The sequence below is a fragment of the Bifidobacterium sp. LH_512 genome (assembly GCF_056356435.1).
This window is the reverse complement of record NZ_JBKEUE010000001.1, coordinates 1,282,246-1,305,824: the sequence shown is the minus strand read 5'-3', so window position 1 is coordinate 1,305,824 and position 23,579 is coordinate 1,282,246. Positions and strand designations below refer to the sequence as shown.

The following is a 23,579-nucleotide window of genomic DNA, read 5'->3' as shown; positions in this document are numbered from 1 at the left end:
TGCAATCATCCGCGGCGATACTTCATACCAGCATCGAAATGAGGCAACCAATGGAATCTGACATCGACAGCATCATCGTCGACGCGCATGACGAAACGAATGTGCTAGATCCGCGTACTGATGCCGAAGACCTGACGTCGGCCGTGTCAATCGCGCCGGTCGATCTGGGGCCGATTCATGTCGAGACGCCTGTTGTGCTGTCTCCGATGGCGGGCGTCACCAATTGGCCTTTCCGCGTTATCTGCAAAGAATACGGGCCTGAAGGCTTGTATGTCGCGGAAATGATCACTGCACGCGCTTTGGTCGCGCGCAATCCGAAAGCGCTTCGTCTGTGCCATTTCGCACCCAGCGAGAAGATTCGGTCGCTGCAGCTGTACGGCGTCAATCCTGCAATTGTGGAGCAGGCCGCAAAAATCGTCGTCGATGAAAATATGGCCGACCATGTCGATTTGAATTTCGGATGCCCTGTGCCAAAGGTCACCCGACGTGGCGGCGGCTCAGCGTTGCCATGGAAAACGGATTTGTTCCGTGAAATTCTGCAGCGCGTTGTGCGCGTGTGTGATGCGGCGAATATTCCGGTAACCGCCAAAATTCGCGTCGGCATTGATCATGATCATGAAACCTTCCTTCAGGCCGGCCATATCGCGCAGGAGGAAGGATGCAAGGCGGTGACGTTGCACGCGCGCACTACGGCCGAATACTACGGTGGACATTCCGACTGGAGTCGCATCGGCGAATTGGTGGAGGCGTTGGATATTCCCGTATTCGGCAACGGTGATATTTGGGGCGCCAACGATGCTCTCGCCATGGTCAAGGAAACGGGCTGCGCCGGCGTGGCCATTGGACGAGGTTGTCAGGGGCGTCCGTGGCTGTTTGCTGATATCAAAAACGCGTTCGCCGGCAGCGCGGAACGCATCAATCCGACATTGGGCGAAGTGTGCACGGTGATTCGCCGTCATGCCCAATTGCTGACCGAATTCTACGATGGCGATGAACGTATGGCCGTACATGATCTACGTAAGCATATCGCGTGGTATTTGAAGGGTTTTCCGGTCGGCGGAAGCACGCGCCGCGCATTCATGGAATGTGAAAGCCTTGCCGACGTGGACCGTGAGATTGCGCAGCTGGACCCGTCGGTGACCTTCCCCGAACGAATTGTGGACAAGCCGCGTGGCCGTGTTCGCTTCGCAAAGAAAGTCCATCTACCGTACGGATGGTTGGAATCACGCGAAACGACGCACGAGGAACGTGAGGCGCTGTTCGGCGATGATCCGATGGATGCAAGTTACTGACAAATTGTTGACATATTGGCGATGTGATATCGACAAGATGCCGTCGCAGCCGCTGAAACAGAACAAATTATCGGGAAAGCGCAAAAAATTGTGCAGGCATATGCCGTCGAATGCGGAACGCGAGGAATCTGTGAAGCTTATTGCTGATACGATTACCGTGTGAAAACGCGGTACACGCCCGAAAGATACGCATAATATCAATCCCTTTGCGCTAGAGTACTGTGTAACCGTGAACGGACAGGAGACTATGGTGAGCGAGATCGCCCAGACTGACAATTTCAACGACAAGACCAATATCAAGGTTGTCGGTGTCGGTGGAGCCGGCGGCAATGCGGTCAACCGCATGATTGCCGAGGGTCTGCAGAATGTGGAATTTGTTGCGATTAATACTGATGCGAAGGATCTGCTGCGATCCGACGCGGACGTGAAGATCTCGTTGAATGATTCGTCCAGTCGAGGCTTGGGCGCAGGCGCTGACCCTGAGAAGGGTGCGAAGGCGGCACAGGATCATCAGTCGGATATCGAAGAGGCGATGAAGGGTGCCGATATGGTATTCGTCACCTGCGGTGAGGGCGGTGGCACCGGTACCGGTGCGAGCCCGATCGTCGCACGCGCCGCTCACCAGCAGGGTGCTTTGACCATCGCAGTGGTTACTCGTCCGTTCGGTTTCGAGGGTCCGCAGCGCGCAGCATCCGCTTCTCTGGGTATCGAAAATCTGCGCAAGGAAGTCGACGCGCTTATCGTCATCCCAAATGATCGCTTGCTGGAGCTGTCGGACCGCACGATTGGCATCGTGGATGCGTTCAAGACCGCCGACACCGCACTGCTGGCCGGCGTGCAGGGCATCACCGACCTGATCACCTCCAATTCGTATATCCACGTCGACTTCAATGATGTCAACGCCATTCTGCGTGGCGCCGGCACCGCACTGTTCGGCATCGGTTCGGCGCGGGGCGAAGACCGCGCCACCCAGGCTGCGGAAATCGCCATCAGCTCGCCGCTGCTGGAAGAAAGCATCGAAGGCGCACACGGCGCATTAGTTAATATCGCAGGTCCGACTGATCTTGGTCTGCAGGAGGCCGCCGCCGCAACCGCTCTCGTTCAGAAGGCCATCCATCCGGAAGCCCAGATCATTTGGGGTCTGTCTCTCGATGATTCCTATGGTGACGAAGTTCGCGTTACCGTTATCGCCGCCGGTTTCGATCCCAAGGCGAAGAGGACTGATCATGCGGCTCCGCTGACCGGCGAACAGTCCGCGAACGTTCCGGTTTCCGCTTTGGCCGCAGGAGCCGCATCTCACAAAGATGCGCAGCCGGCACCGGCCGCAATGCCGGTCGACACTCCGGTCGTTCCGAATATGCAGCCGATGCAGCAGCAAACCACTCCGGCCTATGTTCCTTCGGTTGCGGCTCCGACGATGTCCCCGTCATACGATCAGACCACCGAGCATGAGGTCATTTCCTCTAACGACCCCGGTGACCTTGATATTCCGGATTTTCTGCGCTGACAGGGCGCAATGAGGCGAAAGGACCGATTTCATGGCAGGGTTCATGAAGAATGCAATGTCCTATTTGGGCATGGCGGATGTTGCTGAAGACGATGAGCTGCTGGATGATGCGGAATCCGAAGGCCGGTCCTTCGATTCCGACCATTCGGTGACCCCGATGCCGTCTTCTTCCACGGCTAATAATTCGGCGTCATCCTCAACAGGTTCCAGAGAACATGTCAATCCGTTCCAGAATCGCCTCAATCGCATCACCACCGTTCATCCGAAGTCTTATGAGGATGCTCAGTTGGTCGGTCGCGCCATTCGCGATGGCGTGCCGGTTGTGCTGAACCTGACCGGTGTTTCCGAGGCGATTGCCTACCGCATCGTTGATTTCTCCTCCGGCGTGGTGTTCGGCGTGCGTGGTTCCATCGAACGTGTTACCCCGCGTGTGTTCTTGCTGAGCCCCGCCCAGGTGAACATCAAGGTGGAAGAGTCACAGTCCGTGGGCGATGCCCATGATCTGTTCGCCGACTGATACTTGACAATCCTTGAAGTTCACTGAATTTCATTGAATTTCAGCTTTACAGATAGCGCAAAAGCATGGTCCCAGCCATTGGTAGGCTGGGACCATGCTTTTGTATTTGATTGGAAGAATAATCGACTGGCTGATCGGCGCCTATATCAGCATCCTCATTGTGCGCATGATTCTTGACTGGGTCGCCGTGCTTGCGCCGCGATGGTATCCGCGTGGCATCGTCTCCTCATTGATCGGCGCCGTATACGATATCACCAATCCACCGCTCAGATGGCTGCGCCGATATATTCCGCCCATCCCGATGGGGCCGATTTATTTTGACACTAGTTTCATCGTGTTGTATTTCGTGCTGACAGTATTGCAGATATTGATATAAAAAGAGCCGGACCGCGGCGTTTTCCTCTCAAAAGCGCCGGAACGTGCTAGCATCAAAGATTGATACCAACACAGCGAGGCATAGCCCCAAAGCGAGGTGTATGATTTATGGCTTTATTGACGCCGAAGGATATTAGGGAGCATACCTTCCGAACGGTTCATTTCAAGGAAGGCTATGATGTTGATGAAGTCGACGACTTCCTCGATCAAGTAACCGAAACCGTTGAAGCATTAGGTAAGCAGGCTGTCGCAGGAAGCCAGTCGACCCAGTCGCTCGGTCCGGATGTCGCCGGTTTGAACACCAAGATCTCCGAGCTGACCGCGCAGGTGCAGTCGCTTGAGAACGAAAATGCAACGCTGAAGTCCGCAGTCGAATCCGCTGCCGGCCAAGGTGACTCTGCAGCACAGGCCGCACAGGCTGCTGCCGCGAAGCTGTCCGAAGCTGAAGAAAACAACCGCACTCTGGCATCCCAGAACGAGCAGCTCAAGGGACAGGTCGATCGTCTTTCCGGTCAGGTCGACCAGCTGACCGCTCAGCTTGCCGATACCGCCAACGCCGACGATCTCGGTAAACAGCTGGTTGCCGTGCAGCATGAGCGTGATCAGTTCCGTGCTCACACCGAAGAACTGTCTCGTCAGCTTGCCGCAGCTCAGGAACAGATTGTTGTGGCACAGCAGCAGGCCGCCCAGATTCAGGATCTCAACCGTCAGCTTGAAGAATCCAAGCAACGCGAAGAGAACCTGCGTGAACAGATCGCCAAGGTCGAGCCGAGCACGGAAACCGGCAGCCTGCAGAAGATCGCCGGCGCCGCCGCCGCTGCCACCACCGAGCCGGAGCGTGCAACCGCCATGCTGACCCTGGCCATGCAGCTGCATGATCAGTATGTCGACAAGGGCAAGGCCAAGGCTCGTGAAATCACCGAGCAGAGCCAGCGCAAGTATGAAGAGCTTCTCGCCAAGGCCAACGACTATTCGAACCGTACCCGTTCCGAGGCGGACGAATACAGCAAGCGCACTCACGACGATTCCGATTCCTACGCCGAGCGCACGCACTCCGAGGCTGACTCCTATGCGGCCAAGACCCGCCACGATGCCGACACCTATATGCAGGCTCGTCATAGCGAAGGCGATCAGTACTTCGCCGATAAGACCCAGGAAGGCAACGCTTATCTGGATCAGAAGAAGAACGAGGGCAACGCCTACTTCGACCAGAAGAAGAACGAGGGCAACGCCTACCTCGCTCAGCGCACCGACGAAGGCGACTCCTACCTGGCTCAGAAGACCAAGGAAGGCGACGCCTACCTCGCTCAGCGCACCAACGAGGGCAACACCTATCTGGAGCAGAAGACCGCCGCCGGCGACCAGTACTACACCACCAAGGAAGCCGAAGGCAACGAGTACGCTGCCCAGAAGATCCAGGAAGCGAATCAGTATGTGACCGACAAGCACAACGAAGCTGATACGTATGAGGCAGAAGTGCAGCGTCGCGCATCCGAATACGATACGAATACCCGCAAGGCAGCTGACGACTATGCTCAGCAGGTTCGTGAGAACCTTGAGACGCAGTCGAAGGTCATTGAGGGCAATATTCAGAGCCTCAAGCAGTTCGAGACCGAATACCGTGCGCGCCTGACCGAATTCCTCGGCCAGCTGGTGTCTCAGGTTTCGGATACGAACAACTACAACCGCACCGGCCAGAACGACTGATTCGATCGTGTCTGATGCTCTGAAAGCAAAGCAAGGACGGCTGCGCAAACGCGTGGCCGTCTTTGCGTGTGTTGCCGCCGTCGCGCTCGTGTTGGACCGCATCACCAAGATTTGGGCTGAATCCGCATTGGCCGACGGCCGGACGATTTCGGTTATTCCGGAATTGCTGTCGTTTACCCTTGTCCATAATCCAGGCGCCTCATTGGGAATGGGTTCCTCGATGACATGGGTTATCTCCCTGCTGGCCGTCCTTGCAAGCATCGTGCTTGCTGTTATGGCGTTTCGTACGGTTTCCATGCGTTGGACGGTTATGTTGGCGCTGGCTTTCGCTGGAGCCCTGGGCAATCTCATCGATCGCGTGATATATGCCGAGCATTTCCTTGATGGCAAGGTCATTGACTTTCTCAATTATGGATGGTCGGTAGGCAATGTCGCGGATATTTTCCTGATGATTGCCGCGATTGGTATTGTGTTACTGATTTTTCTTTCGGAGCCGTTCAGCACGAAAGATTTGGAAGATAAAGAAAAGACCGGAAAGAACACGGTCGATGCCGAGAAGGTGGATGCTGCATGAGTCGCCTCGCCCCTGCGCCGGATGCGTTGATTGGTAAGCGCTTCGACGTTGCCGTGTCGAAGATGCTCGGCATTTCGCGTGCCAAGGCCGCTGATTTGATCGAAAGCGGACAGGCTCGTGTCTTGGGGCGAGAGATTTCGAAATCCGGCACATTGATGGCCGGGGAAATCGTCGAATTCGACATCGTCGAGGAACGTGTGGAACCGGAGCCCATTGCTGACGATATGGCTGTGGTATATGAAGACGACGATGTCGTCGTCGTGGATAAACCGGTCGGCGTGGCTGCACATGCTTCGGTCGGTTGGACCGGACCGACGGTTCTGGGTAGCCTTCTTGAACGTGGCGTGCACATCACTTCCTATGGTGCTGCGGGCCGGCAGGGCATCGTCTCCCGTTTGGACGTCGGCACATCCGGGCTGATGCTGGTGTGCAAATCCGAGCTTGCCTATGTGGAGATGCGCCGCCAGTTCGCCGAGCATGAAGTGGTGAAAACATACCATGCCTTGGTACAGGGCAATCTGACGGAAGACAAGGCGACTATCGAAGCTCCAATCGGACGTGCGAAGGTTTCCGACTTCCGCTTCTGTGTGACGCCTGCCGGCAAGGACGCGGTAACCCACTGGGACGTGATGGAACGTTTTGGCGAAGCGACCTTGGTTTCGGTCAATTTGGAGACCGGGCGCACGCACCAGATCCGTGTGCATTTCTCATCGATTGGCCACCCCCTGGTGGGCGATTCGATGTATGGGGCGAACCCGGTGCTCTCTCAGACGGTTGGATTGGACCGCCAGTGGCTGCACGCGATGCAGCTGGAATTCCGTCACCCACGAACGCATGTGTGGACGACGATAACCTCGCAGTACCCCGCCGACTTGCAGCATGCGCTTGATGTGATGCGACAGCGCCGGCAAAAGCGGCAATAATACAGATAATCGCACTGATGCCGCCAGTTGGTATCATCAGGCATATGCCGATAAGCACTAATGCGTCGAGCGGATTGCATGTTCCCCTGCCAAGGTAGAGGAATCCTGCGATAACAAGTGTGGCGCAAATCGCCGTCATCAGTCCCGCGATTCGGCTGATATCGTGCAGTGAAGTATTACGTGGCGGCGCATTGTGCGGTGGTCTGTCGTATGTCATGGCGCATTGACTCCTTTGTCAGCGACGGGCTGTTCCAATCATCGTCAAGTATCACGGCGAAACGCAAGCTTGACGAAGGGCTGTGGGCGAAGAGAAGCGGTTATCCACATCGTTCGGGCGTGTCGTACTACCACTGTAAACCGGTATCAAATCAGGGCAGCAAGACTTGCCTCGCACAATTCGACGGTATGACGATGCGGTAGCATGGAACGCATGGCAAATTCCGCGAATTTCGTACAGCTGCATAACCACACCCACTATTCCTTGCTGGATGGTGCTTCGAAAATTCCGGATTTGGTCAATCGAGCCAAGGACTTGGGTATGCCAGCCGTCGGCATCACCGACCACGGCAACATGCATGGCGCATACGAAATGTGGAGCACCGCAGTTAAAGCCGGCATCAAACCGATTATCGGCATCGAAGCATATGCCACTCCGGAAACCGCCCGTCAAGACAAGTCCCGCGTGCACTGGGGCACTGAAGCACAGAAATCCGACGATGTTTCCGGCGGTGGTCTGATTACTCACCTGACGTTGTGGGCGGAAAACGACGAAGGCCTGGTCAATCTGACCAAAGCCTCTTCCGTGGCCAATCTTGAGGGCCGTGTCATGCGCTATCCGCGTATGGACTACGACGTGATGTCCACCTACTCCAAGGGTGTGATCTGCGGTTCCGGATGCCCCTCCGGCACCGTCCAAACCCGCCTGCGTCTGGGCCAATTCGACGAGGCGCTGCGTGCCGCCGGACAGTTGCAGGACATTTACGGTCGCGACAATTTCTACATCGAACTAATGGATCATAATCTGGAAATCGAACGTCGCGTCACCAATGATCTTCTTGAAATCGCGAAGCGCCTGAACGCTCCGATCCTCGCCACCAACGATTCCCATTACGTGATGAAAGAGGATGCCGGTGCACAGGACGCGATGCTGTGTATCAACTCCGGCTCCACACTCGACGAACCCGGCCGTTTCAAATTCGAAGGTGAAGGCTACTATCTGCGTACCGCCGAGGAAATGCGCGAACTGTTCAAGGACCTGCCCGAAGCCTGCGATAACACGCTGGAAGTGGCGGAACGCTGCAACGTGATGTTTGACGATGGCGAAGACGGCGCGTTCATGCCGCAATTCCCATGCCCTGAAGGCTGGGACGAAACCTCGCTGTTCCTGAAGAAGGTCGAGGAAGGTTTGGAAAAGCGCTACAACGGCAATGTGCCGTTGCATGTGCTGAAGCAGGCTGATTACGAATGCGGCGTCATCTGCCAGATGCAGTTCTGCGGCTACTTCCTTGTCGTGGCCGACTACATCAACTGGGCCAAAGACCACGGCGTCATGGTCGGTCCCGGCCGAGGCTCCGCTGCAGGCGCCATGGTCGCCTACGCCATGGGCATCACCGAATTGGACCCGCTCGAACACGGTTTGATCTTCGAACGATTCTTGAACCCGGAACGCGTCTCTTTGCCGGATATCGACGTCGATTTCGATCCGGACGGCCGCGCCAAAGTGCTTGAATATGTGGCCGACAAGTATGGTCATGACAAGGTCGCCCAATGCGTGATCTACGGCACCATCAAAACCAAGCAGGCATTGAAGGATTCCGCCCGCATCATGGGCTACGAATTCTCTATGGGTGAGAAGGTCACGAAGGCGCTTCCGCCGGCGGCGACCGGCGGCAAGGATATCAGCCTGCACGATATCTTCGATCCGAAGGCGAAGCGTTATGCGGAAGCCCGCGAATTCCGTGAGTTGTATGATTCCGACCCGGATGTCAGGCGCATCACCGAGGAGGCGAAGGGCATCGAAGGCCTGATCCGCCAGACCGGTGTGCACGCGTGTGCCACCATCATGGGCTCCGAACCGATCACCGACACGTCGCCGTTGCTGGAGCGCACCGACGGCACCGTCACCACGACGTTCGAATATCACACCTGCGAAACGCTGGGCCTGGTCAAAATGGACTTCCTGGGCCTGTCCAACTTGACGGTGATCCGCGATACGTTGAACAACATCGAAGCGAACGGCAAGCAGCGCATCGACCATACGAAGATTCCGCTGGATGACGCGGAAACCTATCAGCTGCTTTCCAGAGGCGACACGCTCGGCGTCTTCCAGCTCGATGGCGACGGCATGCGTTCGCTGCTTAAAACCTTGAAGCCGAGCAACTTCAATGATATTTCCGCACTGATCGCACTGTATCGTCCGGGCCCGATGGATATGGAATCGCATACCAATTATGCGAAGCGTAAGAACGGCTTGCAGAAGATCGAACCAATCCACCCCGAGCTGGCCGAACCGTTGAAGGAAGTGCTTGACGAAACCTATGGTCTGATTGTTTATCAGGAACAGGTGCAGTCGGCCGCGCGAATTCTTGCCGGTTATTCGCTGGGCAAGGCGGACGTGCTGCGTCGAGCCATGGGTAAGAAGAAGCCGGAAGTGCTGGCCAAGGAGAAGATTCCGTTCTTCGAAGGCATGAAGGAGCACGGCTATTCCGAAGAGGCCGCGCAGGCCGTGTGGGATGTGCTGGTCCCGTTCTCCGGATACGCGTTCAATAAGGCGCATTCCGCCGCATACGGTCTGATCTCCTATTGGACCGCCTATTTGAAGACTCATTACCCGGTCGAATTCATGGCCGCGTTGCTGCAGGGCGCATCGACGAACAAAGACAAGACGGCATTGTATTTGGGCGAAGCGCGTCGCATGGGCATTCAGGTGCTGTCACCTGACGTGAATGAGTCGGTGTTCGAATATTCCGCAGTTGGCGACGTCGTGCGATTCGGTCTTGGTGCGATTCGTAATGTCGGCGAGAACGCGGTGAAAGACATCATTGCCGAGCGCGAAAGCGGACGCGGCAAATACGTGAATTTCATGGATTTCATTCGCCGTGTGCCGCTGAGCGCGTTGAATCGCCGCTTGGTTGAATCTTTGATTAAGGCTGGCGCTTTCGACTCGATCGATCCGAATCGTAGGGCGTTGTATCAGGTCCATGAAAGCGCGATTGAATCGGTTGTCGGGTTGAAGCGCAAGCAGGCGGAAGGCCAGTTTGATTTGTTCGCCGACGCTGACGATGGCGGAGCGGAAGCGATGGGCGACGCGCAGGTTACTGTGCCGGATGTTGAAGAGTGGGACAAGAAAACCAAGCTGAATTTCGAGCGTGAAATGCTGGGCTTGTATGTTTCCGACCATCCTTTGAGCGGCATGCAGTCGATTTTGGCGTCGCTGCGTGAAATGTCTATCGCGCATTTGATCGATCGTGCTAAAACGATGGGGGATAATCAGCAAGTCACCTTGGCTGGTCTGATTACCAGTGTCGATCGTCGTGTGTCCAAGAAGGGCAATACTTGGGCGATTGTGACGATCGAAGACATGGAAAGCTCCATCCAATGCATGTTCTTTGGCAAGGTGTATGAGGCCGCCGCGCCTGAACTGGCGGTTGATACGGTTGTACAGATTCGTGGTCAGGTGGAGCTTCGTGACGAGACGGTAAGCTTGCGTGCTACGGAAATGCAGGTGCCGACGTTGGAAGCGGAAGATGAAAGGCCGCTGTTCATCGCGTTGCCACAGGCGGCATTGGATCGTCCGCATATGATGCAGCTGGGGAAGATTCTGACGAATCATCCAGGTTACTGCGAGGTCAAACTGTCGGTTATGGATGATCAGGGCAACGCGCGCGTGCTGACCTTTGGCGACCGCTTCCGTGTAAAGCGCGACACCTCCCTGTTCGCCGAAATCAAAATCCTTTTCGGCCCCAGCTCCCTTCCCGTTGCCTAAGCTCACCCGTCTTCCCTCCGCCCACCTCATAGACGTCACCGCCTGATCCCACAGGCGTCACCACTCCTCCTGCAAATGTGACCGTTTTACCCCGGTTTTGCGGTCACATTTGCTGACGGGAACGTACTCCTTCAGCAAGTGTGACCGTTTCTGGCCCGTTTTTCGGTCACATGTGCTGATGAAGACGTGTTCCGCCTGCAAGTGTGACCGTTTTTAGGGGGTAAAACGGTCACACTTGCTGATGGGGGTGGTCTTCTTCTGCAGGTGTGACCGTTCTTGGCTCGTTTTCGGTCATATCTGTTGGTGGGGTGTATGGGTGTTTTCCATTTCGCGGCCTTATGTCTCAGCATGTGAAGACCGCGAAGTTGCGCAACGCAAACGGGATACGATGGGCTTATGCGTGAAGAAAACTATATGCGAATCATTGATCTGCGTGGTAAGAAGTTGACTCGAGCCGAAATGCTTGAAGCCATGCCGCGCGCCGTCATGGGCACCAGTGAAGCCAGCGACCTGGTTCGTCCGATTCTTGATGATGTGAAGGCCCGCGGCGCTGCGGCCCTTCGCGACTTTGCGGAGAAGTTTGATCATATTCGCCCTCATGACCTGCGCGTGCCGGTTGAAGTGATGAAGGCCGCTGTCGAAGAGCTTGATCCGGAAGTGCGTGACGCCATTGAAGAGTCTGTCCGTCGCGCTCGAGCAGTCGCCGCCTCCCAGGTTCCGGAAAACTTCCACACTGATTTGGCTGAAGGTGCTCGCGTTTCCGAACGCTGGATCCCCGTACAACGCGTTGGCCTGTATGTGCCAGGCGGCAAGGCCGTGTATCCAAGCTCGGTGATTATGAACGTCGTGCCGGCACAGGCCGCCGGCGTCGAATCGCTGGCCATCGCCACTCCGCCGAGCCGCGCCACCGAGGATGGTCTACCGGATCGCACGATTCTGGCCACCTGTGCAATCCTTGGCGTCGACGAAGTGTATGCGGTCGGTGGCGCTCAGGCCATCGCCATGTTCGCTTATGGTGCGAAGGGCAGCGAGCCGCAGGATGGCGATGTGCTGTGCGAACCGGTCGACAAGATCACCGGCCCGGGCAATATTTTCGTGGCCACCGCCAAGAGCCTTGTTTCCGGCATTGTCGGCATCGACGCAGTTGCCGGCCCGTCCGAAATCGCCATCGTCGCCGACGGTGGCGCAAACCCGAGCTGGCTGGCCGCCGATCTGATTGGTCAGGCCGAACATGACGAGCTCGCCGGTGCCGTGTTGATCACCGACTCCGAAGAAGTCGCCGCCGGTGTGCAGGAAAGTCTGAAGTATCGCGTGCCACGCACTGAACACTGCGAACGTGTCGAAACCTCGCTGACCGGCTGTCAGTCGGGCATCATCCTCACCGACAGTCTCGACCAGTCCATCGATGCCGCCAACGCGTACGCCGCAGAACACTTGGAAATCCAGGTCGCCGACCCGGATGCCGCCATCGCACGCATCCGCAACGCCGGCGCCATCTTCCGCGGCCCGTATTCCCCGGTTCCGCTGGGCGACTACATGTCCGGTTCCAATCACGTGCTGCCTACTTCGGGCACGGCCCATTTTGCTGCAGGCCTCGGCGTGCACACGTTCATGAAGCCGGTTGAAGTCATCGAATATGACGAGCCGGGCTTGAAGGCTTTGGCCGCCAAGATCAATGCTTTTGCAGTGTCTGAAGACCTGCCGGCGCACGGCGAATGTGTGCTGAGCCGTTTCATCGACGACCCGTACAACAAGACCACGATTCGCGAGCAGGAAGAACAGGCGGGGCTGCGATGAGCGAATCCAATGCCATTCCCGCAAGTCTGCCGCTGCGCAACGATCTGATCGGCGAGGAACCGTATGGCGCCCCGCAGTTGGACGTTCCGGTATGCCTGAACGTCAACGAGAACCCGTACGCGCCCTCGCAGGCCGTGGTCGAGGCGATTGTTCGCCGCGTCACGGAAGTCGCGCCGACGCTGAACCGCTACCCGGACCGCGAACATGTCGAATTGCGCAAGGCCCTGTGCGCGTATCTCAAGCGCGAATCCGACGTCGAACTGGCCGTCGAACAGATGTGGGCCGCGAACGGTTCGAACGAAATCATGCTGCAGCTGTTCCAAGCGTTCGGCGGTCCCGGCCGCGTCGCCCTCGGCTGCGATCCGACGTATTCGATGTACCCGGAATACGCGCGCGATACGTTCACGACGTGGCACACGTCGCATCGCAACGCCGACTTCACGTTGGACGCCGATGCGGTAATCAGGGCCATTGAAAACGAAAAGCCGTCGATGGTGGTGTTGACCAGTCCGAATAATCCGACCGGCACCCCGCTGCCGATGGGCGATTTGAAGCACATCCTCGACGCATGCCGTACCGTGTCGGTACGCGGCGCGAACGAGGGCGTCCATCCGATTGTCGTCGTCGACGAAGCCTACGTGGAATTCCGCAATCCCGGCACCCCGTCCGCGGCGACGCTGATCGACGAATACGACAATCTTGCCGTGTCCCGCACGATGAGCAAGGCCTTCGCCTTCGCTGGCACGCGCCTGGGCTATGTCGCCGCATCCAAGGGCATCATCGACTGCTTGCGTATCGTGCGCATGCCGTACCACCTGTCCGCCGTCACCCAGGCCGTCGCGTTGGCGGCGCTGGAGCATACCGACGAACAGCTGGCGCAGGTCGGCCATCTGCGTGAAATCCGCGAACAGACCGCCGCATGGCTGAAAACACAGACCTATAAAGGCAAGCCTTTGCAAGTGGCTGCTTCCGAATCGAATTTCCTGCTGTTCGGCGGCCATTTTGATGATCGTGACCGTATTTTCGACGAACTGTTGAAGCGTGGCGTGCTCATCCGCGTGGTCGGTCCGGCCGGCTGGATGCGCGTATGCATGGGAACCGATGAAGAAATGGCGCGTTTCCGCGAAGCGCTGGCCGAAACTTTGCGTATTGTGGAACAGGACTGAACATTTCGATCGAAAAGGAGCCGAACATGGCGCGTACAGCGACCATCGTGCGTGAAACCAGCGAATCCAAGGTTGAGCTGAGCCTGAATCTTGACGGTACCGGCAAAACCGACATCGACACTTCCGTGCCGTTCTACAACCATATGATGACCGCGCTCGGCAAGCATTCGCTGATCGATCTGACCATCAAGGCCAGCGGCGACACTGATATCGACGCGCATCATACGGTGGAGGATATCGCCATCGTGTTCGGTGAAGCCCTGCGCCAGGCGCTCGGCGACAAGCGTGGCATTCGTCGTTTCGCCGATGCCACGGTGCCGTTGGATGAGGCGCTTGCCAAGGCAGTCGTCGATATTTCCGGCCGCCCGTACTGTGTGTGCACGGGTGAGCCTGAAGGTTTCGAATATTGCATGATCGGCGGCCATTTCACTGGTTCCCTGGTGCGTCATGTTATGGAATCGATCGCCAATCATGCCGGTATCTGCCTGCATATGCAGGTGCTTGCCGGCCGTGACCCGCATCATATCGCCGAAGCTGAATTTAAGGCGTTGGCTCGCGCATTGCGCGTCGCCGTTGAGCCGGATCCACGCGTCGACGGCATTCCCAGCACGAAGGGGGCGCTGTGATGCAGGACGGCAACGAGTCGAATGACAGGTTTGAAAACGAATTCAATGATGATGATCTGCATTTCACCGACGAAGAGCTCGAATCGGCGATGGCTGGTTTTGAAGCGGAATTCGCTGATGACATTGCAGGCGTAGGCGCTTCGGGTGGTGCGGATACCGCGAACTCCGCAGGAGACGCCGCCGACGCGGCAAATGCCGGCACGAACACAGCTGTTGCGGATGCCGCAGGTGATTTCACGATTCCTGAAGACGCTTCAGCATTGTTTGAAGACGCCCAGAAGGATCCGGAAATCGGTTTCGAAGATGAATTACAGGGATTGCTCGGCAATAAGGCGAAGGCGGCGATGATTATCACGCGCCTGACCTCGCCTGAATTGCTGGCCGCCTTCTGCCAGTTGTCTGATATTTCCGCGCTATGCATCGGCGCTGATGAGGGTGCTGTGGCGGTGCTGCGCAATCTGACTGGTGACGGCCCGGAGGCGGCGGCCCGCGATATGACCGTCGTCGTTTCCGGCATGCCGGTCGTATTGGCGGTGAACCGTGCGGACAAGCTTGAAGCGAATATGTATGTCGAAGGCAAAGCGGTGCAGTCGTTCCCGCCGCCTGTGCTGTTCTCTTCCGCCGCACGCTTCGTCGAGGATCTGATGCTGGGTATCGCCGATGTCGATTCGGTGCGCGCATCCGGCGCAACAGTTTTGGATTCGGCTGATTTCGACCGTGAATCCGCGATGAAGGTGATCGCGAAGCATACCCGCTTTGGCAGAGGTGGGTCTCGTATCGAATAGCGGATACGTCGGCCGGCTGACGCGGATACGTCGGCCGGCCGAATTATACGAAACGTTGTTATGTGACAGGCATAGCGAAGGAGAGAGCAGATGACCTCTGTTGTGGTATTCGATTACGGATTCGGCAACGTCCGTTCGATGATGCGCGCATTGGCCAATATCGGTTTGGATGCGACATTGACGGCCGACCCGAAACAGGCGTTGGAAGCGGAAGGATTGGTTGTTCCGGGCGTGGGCGCGTATGGCGCGTGCATGGAAGGCCTGAAGGCGGTCGGCGGAGATCGCCTGATTGTGGAACGCTTATGTGCGCAACGCCCTGTGCTTGGCGTATGTGTGGGTGAGCAGATCATGTTCGAACGTGGTATGGAACATGATGTTCCGACGCAGGGTTTGGGACTGATCGGCGGAACCGTGGAGCAGCTGGATGCCGACGTGGTGCCGCATATGGGGTGGAACACCGTCGAAGCGGCTGAGGATTCCGTGCTGCTTCGAGGCATTGAACATGAACGTTTCTATTTTGTGCATTCGTATGCCGCACATCAGGTGACGCCTGTTGACAATACGGCAAAGGGCATCGATTTCGGCGATGCTCAGGAACGTGTGACGTGGTGCGAATATGGGCGTAGTCGTTTTGTGGCGGCGTATGAGCATGGCGCATTGTGCGCGACGCAATTCCATCCGGAAAAGTCGGCTGAGGCCGGTGCGCAGTTGCTGCGCAACTGGGTGTCCGCATTTCGCTGATTAATCTGATTTATTGTGATGCCAGTTTTTGATAACGCTTGATAAGACCTGATAAGGAAAGGTGAACAACATGTCGCTTACACTGCTTCCCGCCGTTGACGTGCGAGACGGCAAGGCCGTACGTCTGCGTCAAGGCGAATCCGGCTCGGAAACCGATTACGGCTCTCCGCTGGATGCCGCACGTACGTGGGCTGAACTGGGCGCCAACTGGATTCATCTGGTCGATCTCGACGCGGCTTTCGGCACCGGTGACAATCGCGCGCAGCTGCGACAAATCGTCGAAGAACTAGGCGGCAAAGTCAATATTGAGATGAGTGGCGGCATTCGCGATGACGCTTCGCTGGAATCCGCACTCGAAGCGGGTGCGGCGCGCGTGAACATCGGTACCGCGGCTTTGGAGAACCCCGAATGGACGGCATCCGTCATCAAGAAGTATGGCGATCGTGTCGCCGTCGGCCTTGACGTGCGCGGTCACACGCTGGCCGCTCGTGGCTGGGTGAAGGAAGGCGGAGACCTGTTCGAAACAATGGCTTTCCTTGATTCAGTGGGCTGCTCTCGTTACGTCGTTACCGATGTGGCGCGCGACGGCATGATGAGCGGACCGAATCTGACGCTGCTGCGCGAAGTCGCCGAACGCACGGACGCCAAAGTCACCGCCTCGGGCGGCATTTCGTCACTCGACGATCTGGCCGCCATCGAAACACTGTCCAGAATCGGCGTTGACTCGGCGATCCTCGGCAAATCCCTGTATGCGAGAGCCTTCACCCTGCCGCAGGCATTGGAGGTCGTTTCCGGTCACTCGCGTCCGTAGCAGGGCAGCTCGCCTGAATTGATCAACTGCAGGAACAACGCGTAATCCGCATCATTCTGATCAGCATATGATTGCGCAAACGTGGCGATCGCCCTATCAAAAGCATCCGTATCACCCAAATATCCGGCGATCGCCGCCGAATCTCCGGTGCGTGCATGCGCATGCGCCAAACAGCGCGCGCACATGCGTCCCAAATCACTCAGCGTCAAATCATCAAGATGGTCGATGTCAATCGACCCTTTGCCATTCCACAATTGACGCACATAATAATCACGCGGACGGCCGTCATCGCCTATGAAATCGGCCCAGCCAAGCAGCACATCAGCCGTGGACTGAATCAGCTTCTGGCCTTGCACAACGCGTTCGCCATGCGTGCGGTATGGAGAACGGCCGACGAAACGTTCCAACACCGACTCGCAGGCTTCCTTCATCTGCAACATCAGCGTGTCCTCAATATCACGGCCCGTCAAAGCGGCAACCCAAGCCCTCGTGCCGACCGAACCGACGCCGACGACTTTGCGCGCCGCGCCATGATAACGATATTGCGACAGCACATGACGGCGGTCCTCATACAAACTGTGCTTGTAGCGGTCGAACAGCAACTCCAAACGCGCCTGCAGCGCGTCCAAATCGGTGTAGTCGTCAAGCTCGTTGATCGGCACCAATTCCGGTGGGCGCATGTTGAAACGCAGCTTACGTCCGTCGAAATACGTCAGCTTCGCAGTGGCTCGCTTCGAAGTCTTACGGACCGCTTTCGCGGCGGCGGCGCGCAGCACATCGTTGCGCTTGCCGCTTACCGTGTCTTCGTAATGGTCCAGCGAACGCTGCACGTCCAAATGGTCATACCACATGTCGAGATAATCCATCTGCGAATATTGCTCGATGCGCTCGCGATACGTGTGTACGCAACGCATCACCGCAGTCTTGCGGGCCTTCGGCTTGATGCCATTCGCTCTGCCGCAGATCTCCACGGAAACGGCCAGTCGTTTGATATCCCATTCCCAAGGACCGGTGGTCGTCTCGTCAAAATCGTTGATATCGAACACCAAATGGCGTGTAGGGGAGAAGAACATGCCGAAATTGCCGATATGCGCGTCGCCCACGCATTGCACGGGAATGCCGGTCACCGGCGTGCGGGCCAGATCATTGGCCATGATCAACGCGGTACCACGGTAGAACGTGAAAGCGGAAGCGCTCATACGCGCGTAGCGCAAAGGGACCAGATCCTGCACGCGCGTGGCCGACTGCTCCTCAAGCAAGCCGATGACATCGCGGCGGCCTTCCCGCACCTGCCAGAACGCATGATGCTCAAAAGGCGCGAATGCGCGACGCTTGACGCCTGCAACAGTGCGTTCTCCCGGGGTTGCCGCCTGTTGCCAGGACCTTGTATCGATAATGGGCCGGTCTGGGCTGGCCGCAACAACATTGTTCAAAGTCATGGTTGTAACGATACCTGCCGAGCATGTACGGCGTTCACGGTGTGTTCTGCGAAAAGCAATGTGATTACGGTAATAATGCGAGCTGCTGCATAGGAATGCATGAGGATTGCTGATATGTTAACGCGACTCGTAACACAAACGTGGAACCATGGGGCGCATGGATAAACAGCAAGAGTTCGCGTTGCGCACCGTTGAGGAACGTGACGTACGATTCATCCGCCTGTGGTTCACGGATGTGTTGGGAACATTGAAATCCGTTGCGATTGCGCCTGCGGAGCTGGAGGCTGCATTCGAAGAAGGACTCGGTTTCGATGGTTCGGCCATTGAAGGCATGACGCGCGTGTCGGAAGACGACATGATCGTGCGCCCTGATCCTTCGACATTCCAGATGCTGCCGTGGCGCGGCGGCCCCCAGGGCACGGCCCGCATGTTCTGCGACGTGCTCACTCCTGACGGCGAACCCTCGCTGGGCGACCCACGTCATGTGCTGAAGCGTGCGCTCGCCAAGGCCAAGGAAAAAGGATTCACGTTCTATGTGCATCCGGAAATCGAATTCTACCTGTTCGAACAGCAGGAGGATTGGTCGAAGCCGCCGGTCCCGATCGATGAAGGCGGCTATTTCGACCATGTGCCGCGCAGTCCAGGTATGGACTTCCGTCGGGCCACGGTCAATATGCTCGAGCAGATGGGCATTTCGGTCGAGTATTCACATCATGAGATCGGACCGGGCCAGAACGAAATCGATTTGCGCTATGCGGACGCGTTGACCACGGCGGACAACATCATGACATTCCGCACGGTGGTCAAGGAAATCTCTCTTGAACGTGGCATTCATGCAAGCTTCATGCCCAAGCCCCTGGCAGACCAAGCCGGATCGGGCATGCACACGCATCTGAGCCTGTTCGAAGGGGATTCCAACGCCTTCTATGAGGCTGGTCAGGAATTCAACATGTCGGCCACTGCACGCCAGTTCGCAGCAGGCATTCTGTACCATGCGGCGGAAATCTGCGCCGTCACCGCACAGTACGTCAACTCGTATAAGCGTTTGTGGGGTGGCAACGAGGCTCCGAGCTACATTTGCTGGGGACACAACAACCGGTCCGCACTGCTGCGCATTCCGCAGTACAAGCCGGGCAAGGGCAATTCGGCGCGGATGGAATTCCGTGCGCTCGACCCGGTCGCCAACCCGTACTTGGCATATTCGGTGCTGCTGGCCGCAGGCCTCGACGGCATTGAACGTCAGCTGCCGCTTGCCGAACCGACTAGCGACGATGTGTGGGCGCTGACCGATGCGGAACGTCGCGCAATGGGCATCGAACCGTTGCCGACCTCGCTGGGCGCCGCCCTTCGTGTTATGGAAAAATCCGATTTCGTGGCCGAAGTGCTTGGCGAGCATGCCTTCGAATATTTCCTGAGCAACAAGCGTCAGGAATGGGAGGAATACAACCGTCAGGTCACTCCGTACGAGCTTCGCAAGTATCTGCCGAGGCTGTAAGCCGCGAAAAGACGAATAAATATATACCGATGAGATGCCGGCCGTCACCGACAGGGGATGGCCGGCATCGTCATGTGCGGCAAAGCCACGCATAATCATTACAGAAGAGTAAGGGAAAGAGACGAATGACGTCTCGTAATGCAGCGGCATCCGATCGCTTCTTCACCATGCCCGTCATCGCATTGGTCGCATTAAGCTTCGCGCTGGGCATGAGCGAATTCGTTATGGTCGGCATCCTGCCGAATATCGCAGGCGATCTCAACGTATCGGAAACCACCGTCGGCAACCTCGTATCATTATTCCCTTCGTCTACGCGCCGGCCACCCCGTTCGGCTCCGCCCTGTCGGCGCGCTACCCGCGATTCGCCACGCACATGGCGCTTACCGGCGTATTCCTTGTCGGCAATATTCTGTGCGCTGTGGCCGCATCATATTGGATGCTGCTTATCGGACGAATCATCATCGCATTGGTCGCCGGCACAATCGTCTCCACGTCCATGACCTACGCCGCCGACGTGACTGCGCCGCGCAACCGTACCAAATTCATCGCGTGGGTGTTTTCCGGCTTCTCCATCGCCTCCGTCGTCGGCGTGCCGGTGGGCACATGGGTAGCAGGCATATTCGGTTGGCGTTACGCCTTCTATCTGGTAACCGCACTGACCATTCTGCTGATGGTCACCATGGCGGCGGTGCTGCCGCGTGGCGGCGAGCTCGTCAAGGTAAGCATCCTATCCCAGTTCAGGCTGTTCCTTGACCGTCGTATTCAGCTCGGTTTGGCGGCGGTGATCTGCGGCGCTGCGGCAAGCTACGCGTTCTACACGTATCTTTCCCTGATTCTGCGCGACGAAATCGGTGTGCCGGAACAACATATCAGCATCGGCCTGGTGCTGTATGGCGTCGCCTGCCTGTACAGCAATCTGTACAGCGGCAAACTTGCCGGTCAGGAGCGCGGCATGAAACCGCTGTATCGCATTCGTTTCATGTATTACATTCACGCCGTGCTGCTGTGTACGCTGGCGCTTGCCGGCATTGTGCCAGCGTATGGCGCGATTCTGCTGATTGCGCTCGGCTTCTTCATGTATCTGCAGAACTCCTCGTCGCAGGTGCTGTACATGGATGTTGCGGCGCGCTCGCATCCCGGATCGACGAATTTGGCCGCATCGCTTAATTCGATGGCCTTTAATATCGGCATCGCCGTTGGCTCGGCCGCCGGCGGCGTGGTCAATGATGCTTGCGGACTGACTTGGCTGGGCCCTGCCGGAGCGGTGTTCGCATTGCTCGCTGGCCTGTCGGTGGCGGCGATGCGTCCGTATGTTGGACAACGGTAGTCGCGTATAAATTGACTGGCGTGTGTGGCCTCGCACAACCCGCGTGAGGCCACACACGGCGGGCCGTGCATACGACAAGACCGCATACGATAGCCGTATATGATGTAGTGCGGCCGCATACGCGGCGGTCATGCGCAGCAAGTTTGACTATCTCAAATCAACCGTGCGCTCAATAAGAACGTCATCGTTATAGTCCTCGAAGCAGGCCCTGAATTCGCCAGCGTATTCGGGGATTCCATAGGCAACGGTCACTGTGAATTCGATGTCAGGCAGCACCTCTATAAACTCCGAACTGTTTTCGAAGCCTTCCACGGCATCGGCGGAAACATATCTCGTATCCACTTCCTCGCCGTTGAAATATGCGCTGATGGAACCGAGCCATTCCAATGATATCGGCGAATCCGTGCGGTTTATCCACGTGTAGGTGACGATAACGGTATCGATGCCGTCATAGGTTTGGGGGCCGCGCACTATGGAATCGATGCGGGCGTCAGCCATATATTCGTCGCTATACGGATCATGAATCTCAGTCATATCGGCGGCGGCGATGGCCTTCGGCGTTGCGGGCAGCTGCGAGGAATCGATTTGCTCGAACGGTGAGGCCGGCACATCTTGGCCTATATTAAAAGCGGAACGAATCGTGGCGGAATCATAGTTGCCGCTGATGCGAACGTCCAAAGGCTCCGCATCATCACGTAACTCGAAGGGCTTGCTGACGATCGCCGTAGCCCCGGCATCGATGTCGTCATAATCCAGCATGCCATATTCGGGGAGCACGCCCCTTTCTGGGACCAGGTACGTGTCAGGCAATTCAACGCCGTTCTGATACACCGTAATCTCGCCCACTGCGGCCAACGACATCTCAGAAGTGGCATTATTGGTGACCTCAAGTTTGATTACGACGGTACGTGCGTTGGTGTCATTGGCATGGATGCCGGCATACGCGCCGCTGATGGTAACATCCATCGGTGTTTCGGCATATAGCGGGGTCAGCTCGCCGGAACGCTCGTATTCCACCGGCACGGAATCTTGCGAAGAATACACCGGAGGTAGTAAAATGGCGTGATCGGACGAGTGATCTGTCCACAGGCGTATGCCGGCTGCCCCTGCGGCATAAATCGAAATAGCGAGCGCAAGCACGACGGCGGCAACGGTTATGGCGTGTTTTGGATTTCGAGCCTTGCGCTTTTGGGATACGCGTGCACGGTGCGCGGCAGCGCGATGCGAATTCACCGCAGGTGATTGAGCTTGCCGGGATGCCGCATCATCGTATCGACGCCGCTGTTTGAGCCGTTGCAGCCGTATGTCTCTTTGCGCCGCGTCAGCGGCTTTGCGACGATGCCGCTTGGCTTCGATCTGAGCTTCGCGTTCTATCGTGACGCTCGGATCGATATACGAGTCGGAAGCATCCACGTCAAACGGGGATGCATAATCGTCATGAATTCGTTTGAACCGTCCCATATCGGTCTCTTTTCTTGAGCGTCATTGCCGGTGCGGAGTGATGGTTACATTGTACGGGACGCAGACCGGCAGACCTCTTAGCGACGCGGATTGCCGAACCAGTTGTTGTAGATCAATGCGAAATTGCGATTGCCGTACGACGAGCAGGCGTCGCCTGTGCTTGCGCCTGCCTGCAATGCCGCATGATTGGGCTGATACGGCGTGTAGATGTACAGCAATGCGGTCGCCTGATTTTCGATATACACATTGCTGCCGCCGCAGCTGGCTACCGGATTGTATTGAATATAGTTAAGCTGCCCCGCATGATAGGCGTAGTCATCTTCATGTTGCATGTAATAACGGAATCGTTGCGCGGTGCCGAAAACCTGCTTGAAAAAACCGGCATATGAGGGATCGCAATTCGCGTCATCCGGGCAGCTTAATCCCATGGCGGCCTTGTACTGAAAATCGGTCGGATCTGTCGCCGTCAACAGATGCTGCTCTTTTTGCATGATGGTGAGCAGTACTTGCGGACTGATGCCGCAGGCCTGCGCGGAATCGTATATGATATCGGCCGCCGTCTGACCGCCGCCGCCGGCATAGGCACTGCAATATTCGTCGGCTGCGATATCGTCGGTATCGAATCGCATTGACGCAAGACAATTATCGCCTGTGCAATGTGCATTGTGCTTTTCAATGAACGCTGCGATTTGATCGCGGCTCATCGCATTCGCATTGAAAAATTGTCCGTCGGAAATAATATTTCCCGGATTGAAATCATATTGGATGGCCGTTTGCTCTTGATTGGCCTGTGCATGATGAATGGCGATGTTGCGGGTGACGAAATATGATGCCGCTGTGATGACTGCGATGACGCATACGCTGACGATGAGCAGTTTGTGCAGCATGATGGCGCGCTGTTTGAAGCCGGCGGAACGCCAGCTTCGCTTCCACGCGGTGATGATGCCGGTGCGGCGTTTGCGGAAGCGTGCGCGTTTGTGATGTCGTGTGTTCGGTGAAACCATCACCATCATTGTAGCGGCCGCCCATGTGAATATGTTTGGGATTCATA

General features: G+C 57.0%; 18 protein-coding genes and 1 pseudogene. 16 read left to right on the top strand and 3 right to left on the bottom strand.

Annotated elements, in window-relative coordinates:
* Window positions 1-50: 50 nt before the first annotated feature.
* From dusB to priA, 14 genes are all read left to right on the top strand, one after another.
* The gene (gene dusB / locus AC1AWD_RS05585; protein WP_476564382.1) at window positions 51-1,292 is read left to right on the top strand and encodes a tRNA dihydrouridine synthase DusB; all 1,242 of its coding nucleotides are present in this window, start codon (window positions 51-53) and stop codon (window positions 1,290-1,292) included.
* A 250-nt stretch (window positions 1,293-1,542) separates the two neighbouring features.
* Window positions 1,543-2,799, top strand: coding sequence for a cell division protein FtsZ (gene ftsZ, locus AC1AWD_RS05580; RefSeq protein ID WP_476564635.1), 1,257 nt, complete (start codon window positions 1,543-1,545; stop codon window positions 2,797-2,799).
* Between the two features lie 31 nt (window positions 2,800-2,830).
* On the top strand, window positions 2,831-3,316 hold the full coding sequence (locus AC1AWD_RS05575) for a cell division protein SepF (RefSeq protein WP_476564380.1): 486 nt from the start codon (window positions 2,831-2,833) through the stop codon (window positions 3,314-3,316).
* A gap of 94 nt (window positions 3,317-3,410) precedes the next feature.
* Complete coding sequence (locus AC1AWD_RS05570; RefSeq protein WP_476564378.1) at window positions 3,411-3,692, top strand: YggT family protein; 282 nt, start codon at window positions 3,411-3,413, stop codon at window positions 3,690-3,692.
* 107 nt (window positions 3,693-3,799) lie between these two features.
* Complete coding sequence (locus AC1AWD_RS05565) at window positions 3,800-5,398, top strand: DivIVA domain-containing protein (protein WP_476564375.1); 1,599 nt, start codon at window positions 3,800-3,802, stop codon at window positions 5,396-5,398.
* Window positions 5,399-5,417: 19 nt separating this feature from the next.
* Window positions 5,418-5,972 carry a signal peptidase II gene (gene lspA / locus AC1AWD_RS05560; protein ID WP_476564633.1) on the top strand — a complete coding sequence of 185 codons (555 nt, stop codon included), beginning with the start codon at window positions 5,418-5,420 and terminating at the stop codon, window positions 5,970-5,972.
* Window positions 5,969-6,895, top strand: coding sequence for an RluA family pseudouridine synthase (locus AC1AWD_RS05555; protein ID WP_476564373.1), 927 nt, complete (start codon window positions 5,969-5,971; stop codon window positions 6,893-6,895). The genes lspA and AC1AWD_RS05555 overlap by 4 nt, the downstream gene beginning before the upstream one ends.
* Before the next feature lie 430 nt (window positions 6,896-7,325).
* A complete protein-coding gene (gene dnaE / locus AC1AWD_RS05550; protein ID WP_476564631.1) occupies window positions 7,326-10,880 on the top strand; it encodes a DNA polymerase III subunit alpha in 3,555 nt (1,184 codons plus the stop codon).
* A 414-nt stretch (window positions 10,881-11,294) separates the two neighbouring features.
* On the top strand, window positions 11,295-12,677 hold the full coding sequence (gene hisD, locus AC1AWD_RS05545) for a histidinol dehydrogenase (RefSeq protein WP_476564629.1): 1,383 nt from the start codon (window positions 11,295-11,297) through the stop codon (window positions 12,675-12,677).
* Window positions 12,674-13,843, top strand: a complete 1,170-nt coding sequence (locus tag AC1AWD_RS05540) for a histidinol-phosphate transaminase (protein ID WP_476564371.1) — start codon at window positions 12,674-12,676, stop codon at window positions 13,841-13,843. The genes hisD and AC1AWD_RS05540 overlap by 4 nt, the downstream gene beginning before the upstream one ends.
* A 26-nt stretch (window positions 13,844-13,869) precedes the next feature.
* On the top strand, window positions 13,870-14,469 hold the full coding sequence (hisB, locus tag AC1AWD_RS05535; protein WP_476564369.1) for an imidazoleglycerol-phosphate dehydratase HisB: 600 nt from the start codon (window positions 13,870-13,872) through the stop codon (window positions 14,467-14,469).
* A complete protein-coding gene (locus tag AC1AWD_RS05530; RefSeq protein WP_476564367.1) occupies window positions 14,469-15,254 on the top strand; it encodes a hypothetical protein in 786 nt (261 codons plus the stop codon). The genes hisB and AC1AWD_RS05530 overlap by 1 nt, the downstream gene beginning before the upstream one ends.
* Before the next feature lie 90 nt (window positions 15,255-15,344).
* Window positions 15,345-15,995 carry an imidazole glycerol phosphate synthase subunit HisH gene (gene hisH, locus AC1AWD_RS05525; RefSeq protein ID WP_476564366.1) on the top strand — a complete coding sequence of 217 codons (651 nt, stop codon included), beginning with the start codon at window positions 15,345-15,347 and terminating at the stop codon, window positions 15,993-15,995.
* Between the two features lie 70 nt (window positions 15,996-16,065).
* Window positions 16,066-16,806 (top strand): bifunctional 1-(5-phosphoribosyl)-5-((5-phosphoribosylamino)methylideneamino)imidazole-4-carboxamide isomerase/phosphoribosylanthranilate isomerase PriA, encoded by a 741-nt coding sequence (gene priA, locus AC1AWD_RS05520; RefSeq protein WP_476564364.1) that lies wholly within the window; start codon window positions 16,066-16,068, stop codon window positions 16,804-16,806.
* On the opposite strand, the gene AC1AWD_RS05515 is transcribed toward priA, so the two are convergent.
* The gene (locus AC1AWD_RS05515) at window positions 16,791-18,245 is read right to left on the bottom strand and encodes a DUF2252 domain-containing protein (RefSeq protein ID WP_476564362.1); all 1,455 of its coding nucleotides are present in this window, start codon (window positions 18,243-18,245) and stop codon (window positions 16,791-16,793) included. The two genes, priA and AC1AWD_RS05515, sit on opposite strands and share 16 nt — an antisense overlap.
* A gap of 157 nt (window positions 18,246-18,402) precedes the next feature.
* On the opposite strand from AC1AWD_RS05515, the gene AC1AWD_RS05510 reads away from it, so the two are divergent.
* Window positions 18,403-19,740, top strand: coding sequence for a glutamine synthetase family protein (locus AC1AWD_RS05510; protein WP_476564360.1), 1,338 nt, complete (start codon window positions 18,403-18,405; stop codon window positions 19,738-19,740).
* 125 nt (window positions 19,741-19,865) lie between these two features.
* Window positions 19,866-21,067: pseudogene (locus AC1AWD_RS05505) on the top strand (MFS transporter).
* Between the two features lie 147 nt (window positions 21,068-21,214).
* Here AC1AWD_RS05505 and AC1AWD_RS05500 read toward each other — a convergent pair.
* Complete coding sequence (locus AC1AWD_RS05500; protein ID WP_476564358.1) at window positions 21,215-22,528, bottom strand: DUF5067 domain-containing protein; 1,314 nt, start codon at window positions 22,526-22,528, stop codon at window positions 21,215-21,217.
* A 77-nt stretch (window positions 22,529-22,605) separates the two neighbouring features.
* Window positions 22,606-23,415: a hemagglutinin gene (locus AC1AWD_RS05495; RefSeq protein ID WP_476564625.1), complete on the bottom strand. Its 810-nt coding sequence runs from the start codon at window positions 23,413-23,415 to the stop codon at window positions 22,606-22,608.
* Between the last annotated feature and the right edge of the window lie 164 nt (window positions 23,416-23,579).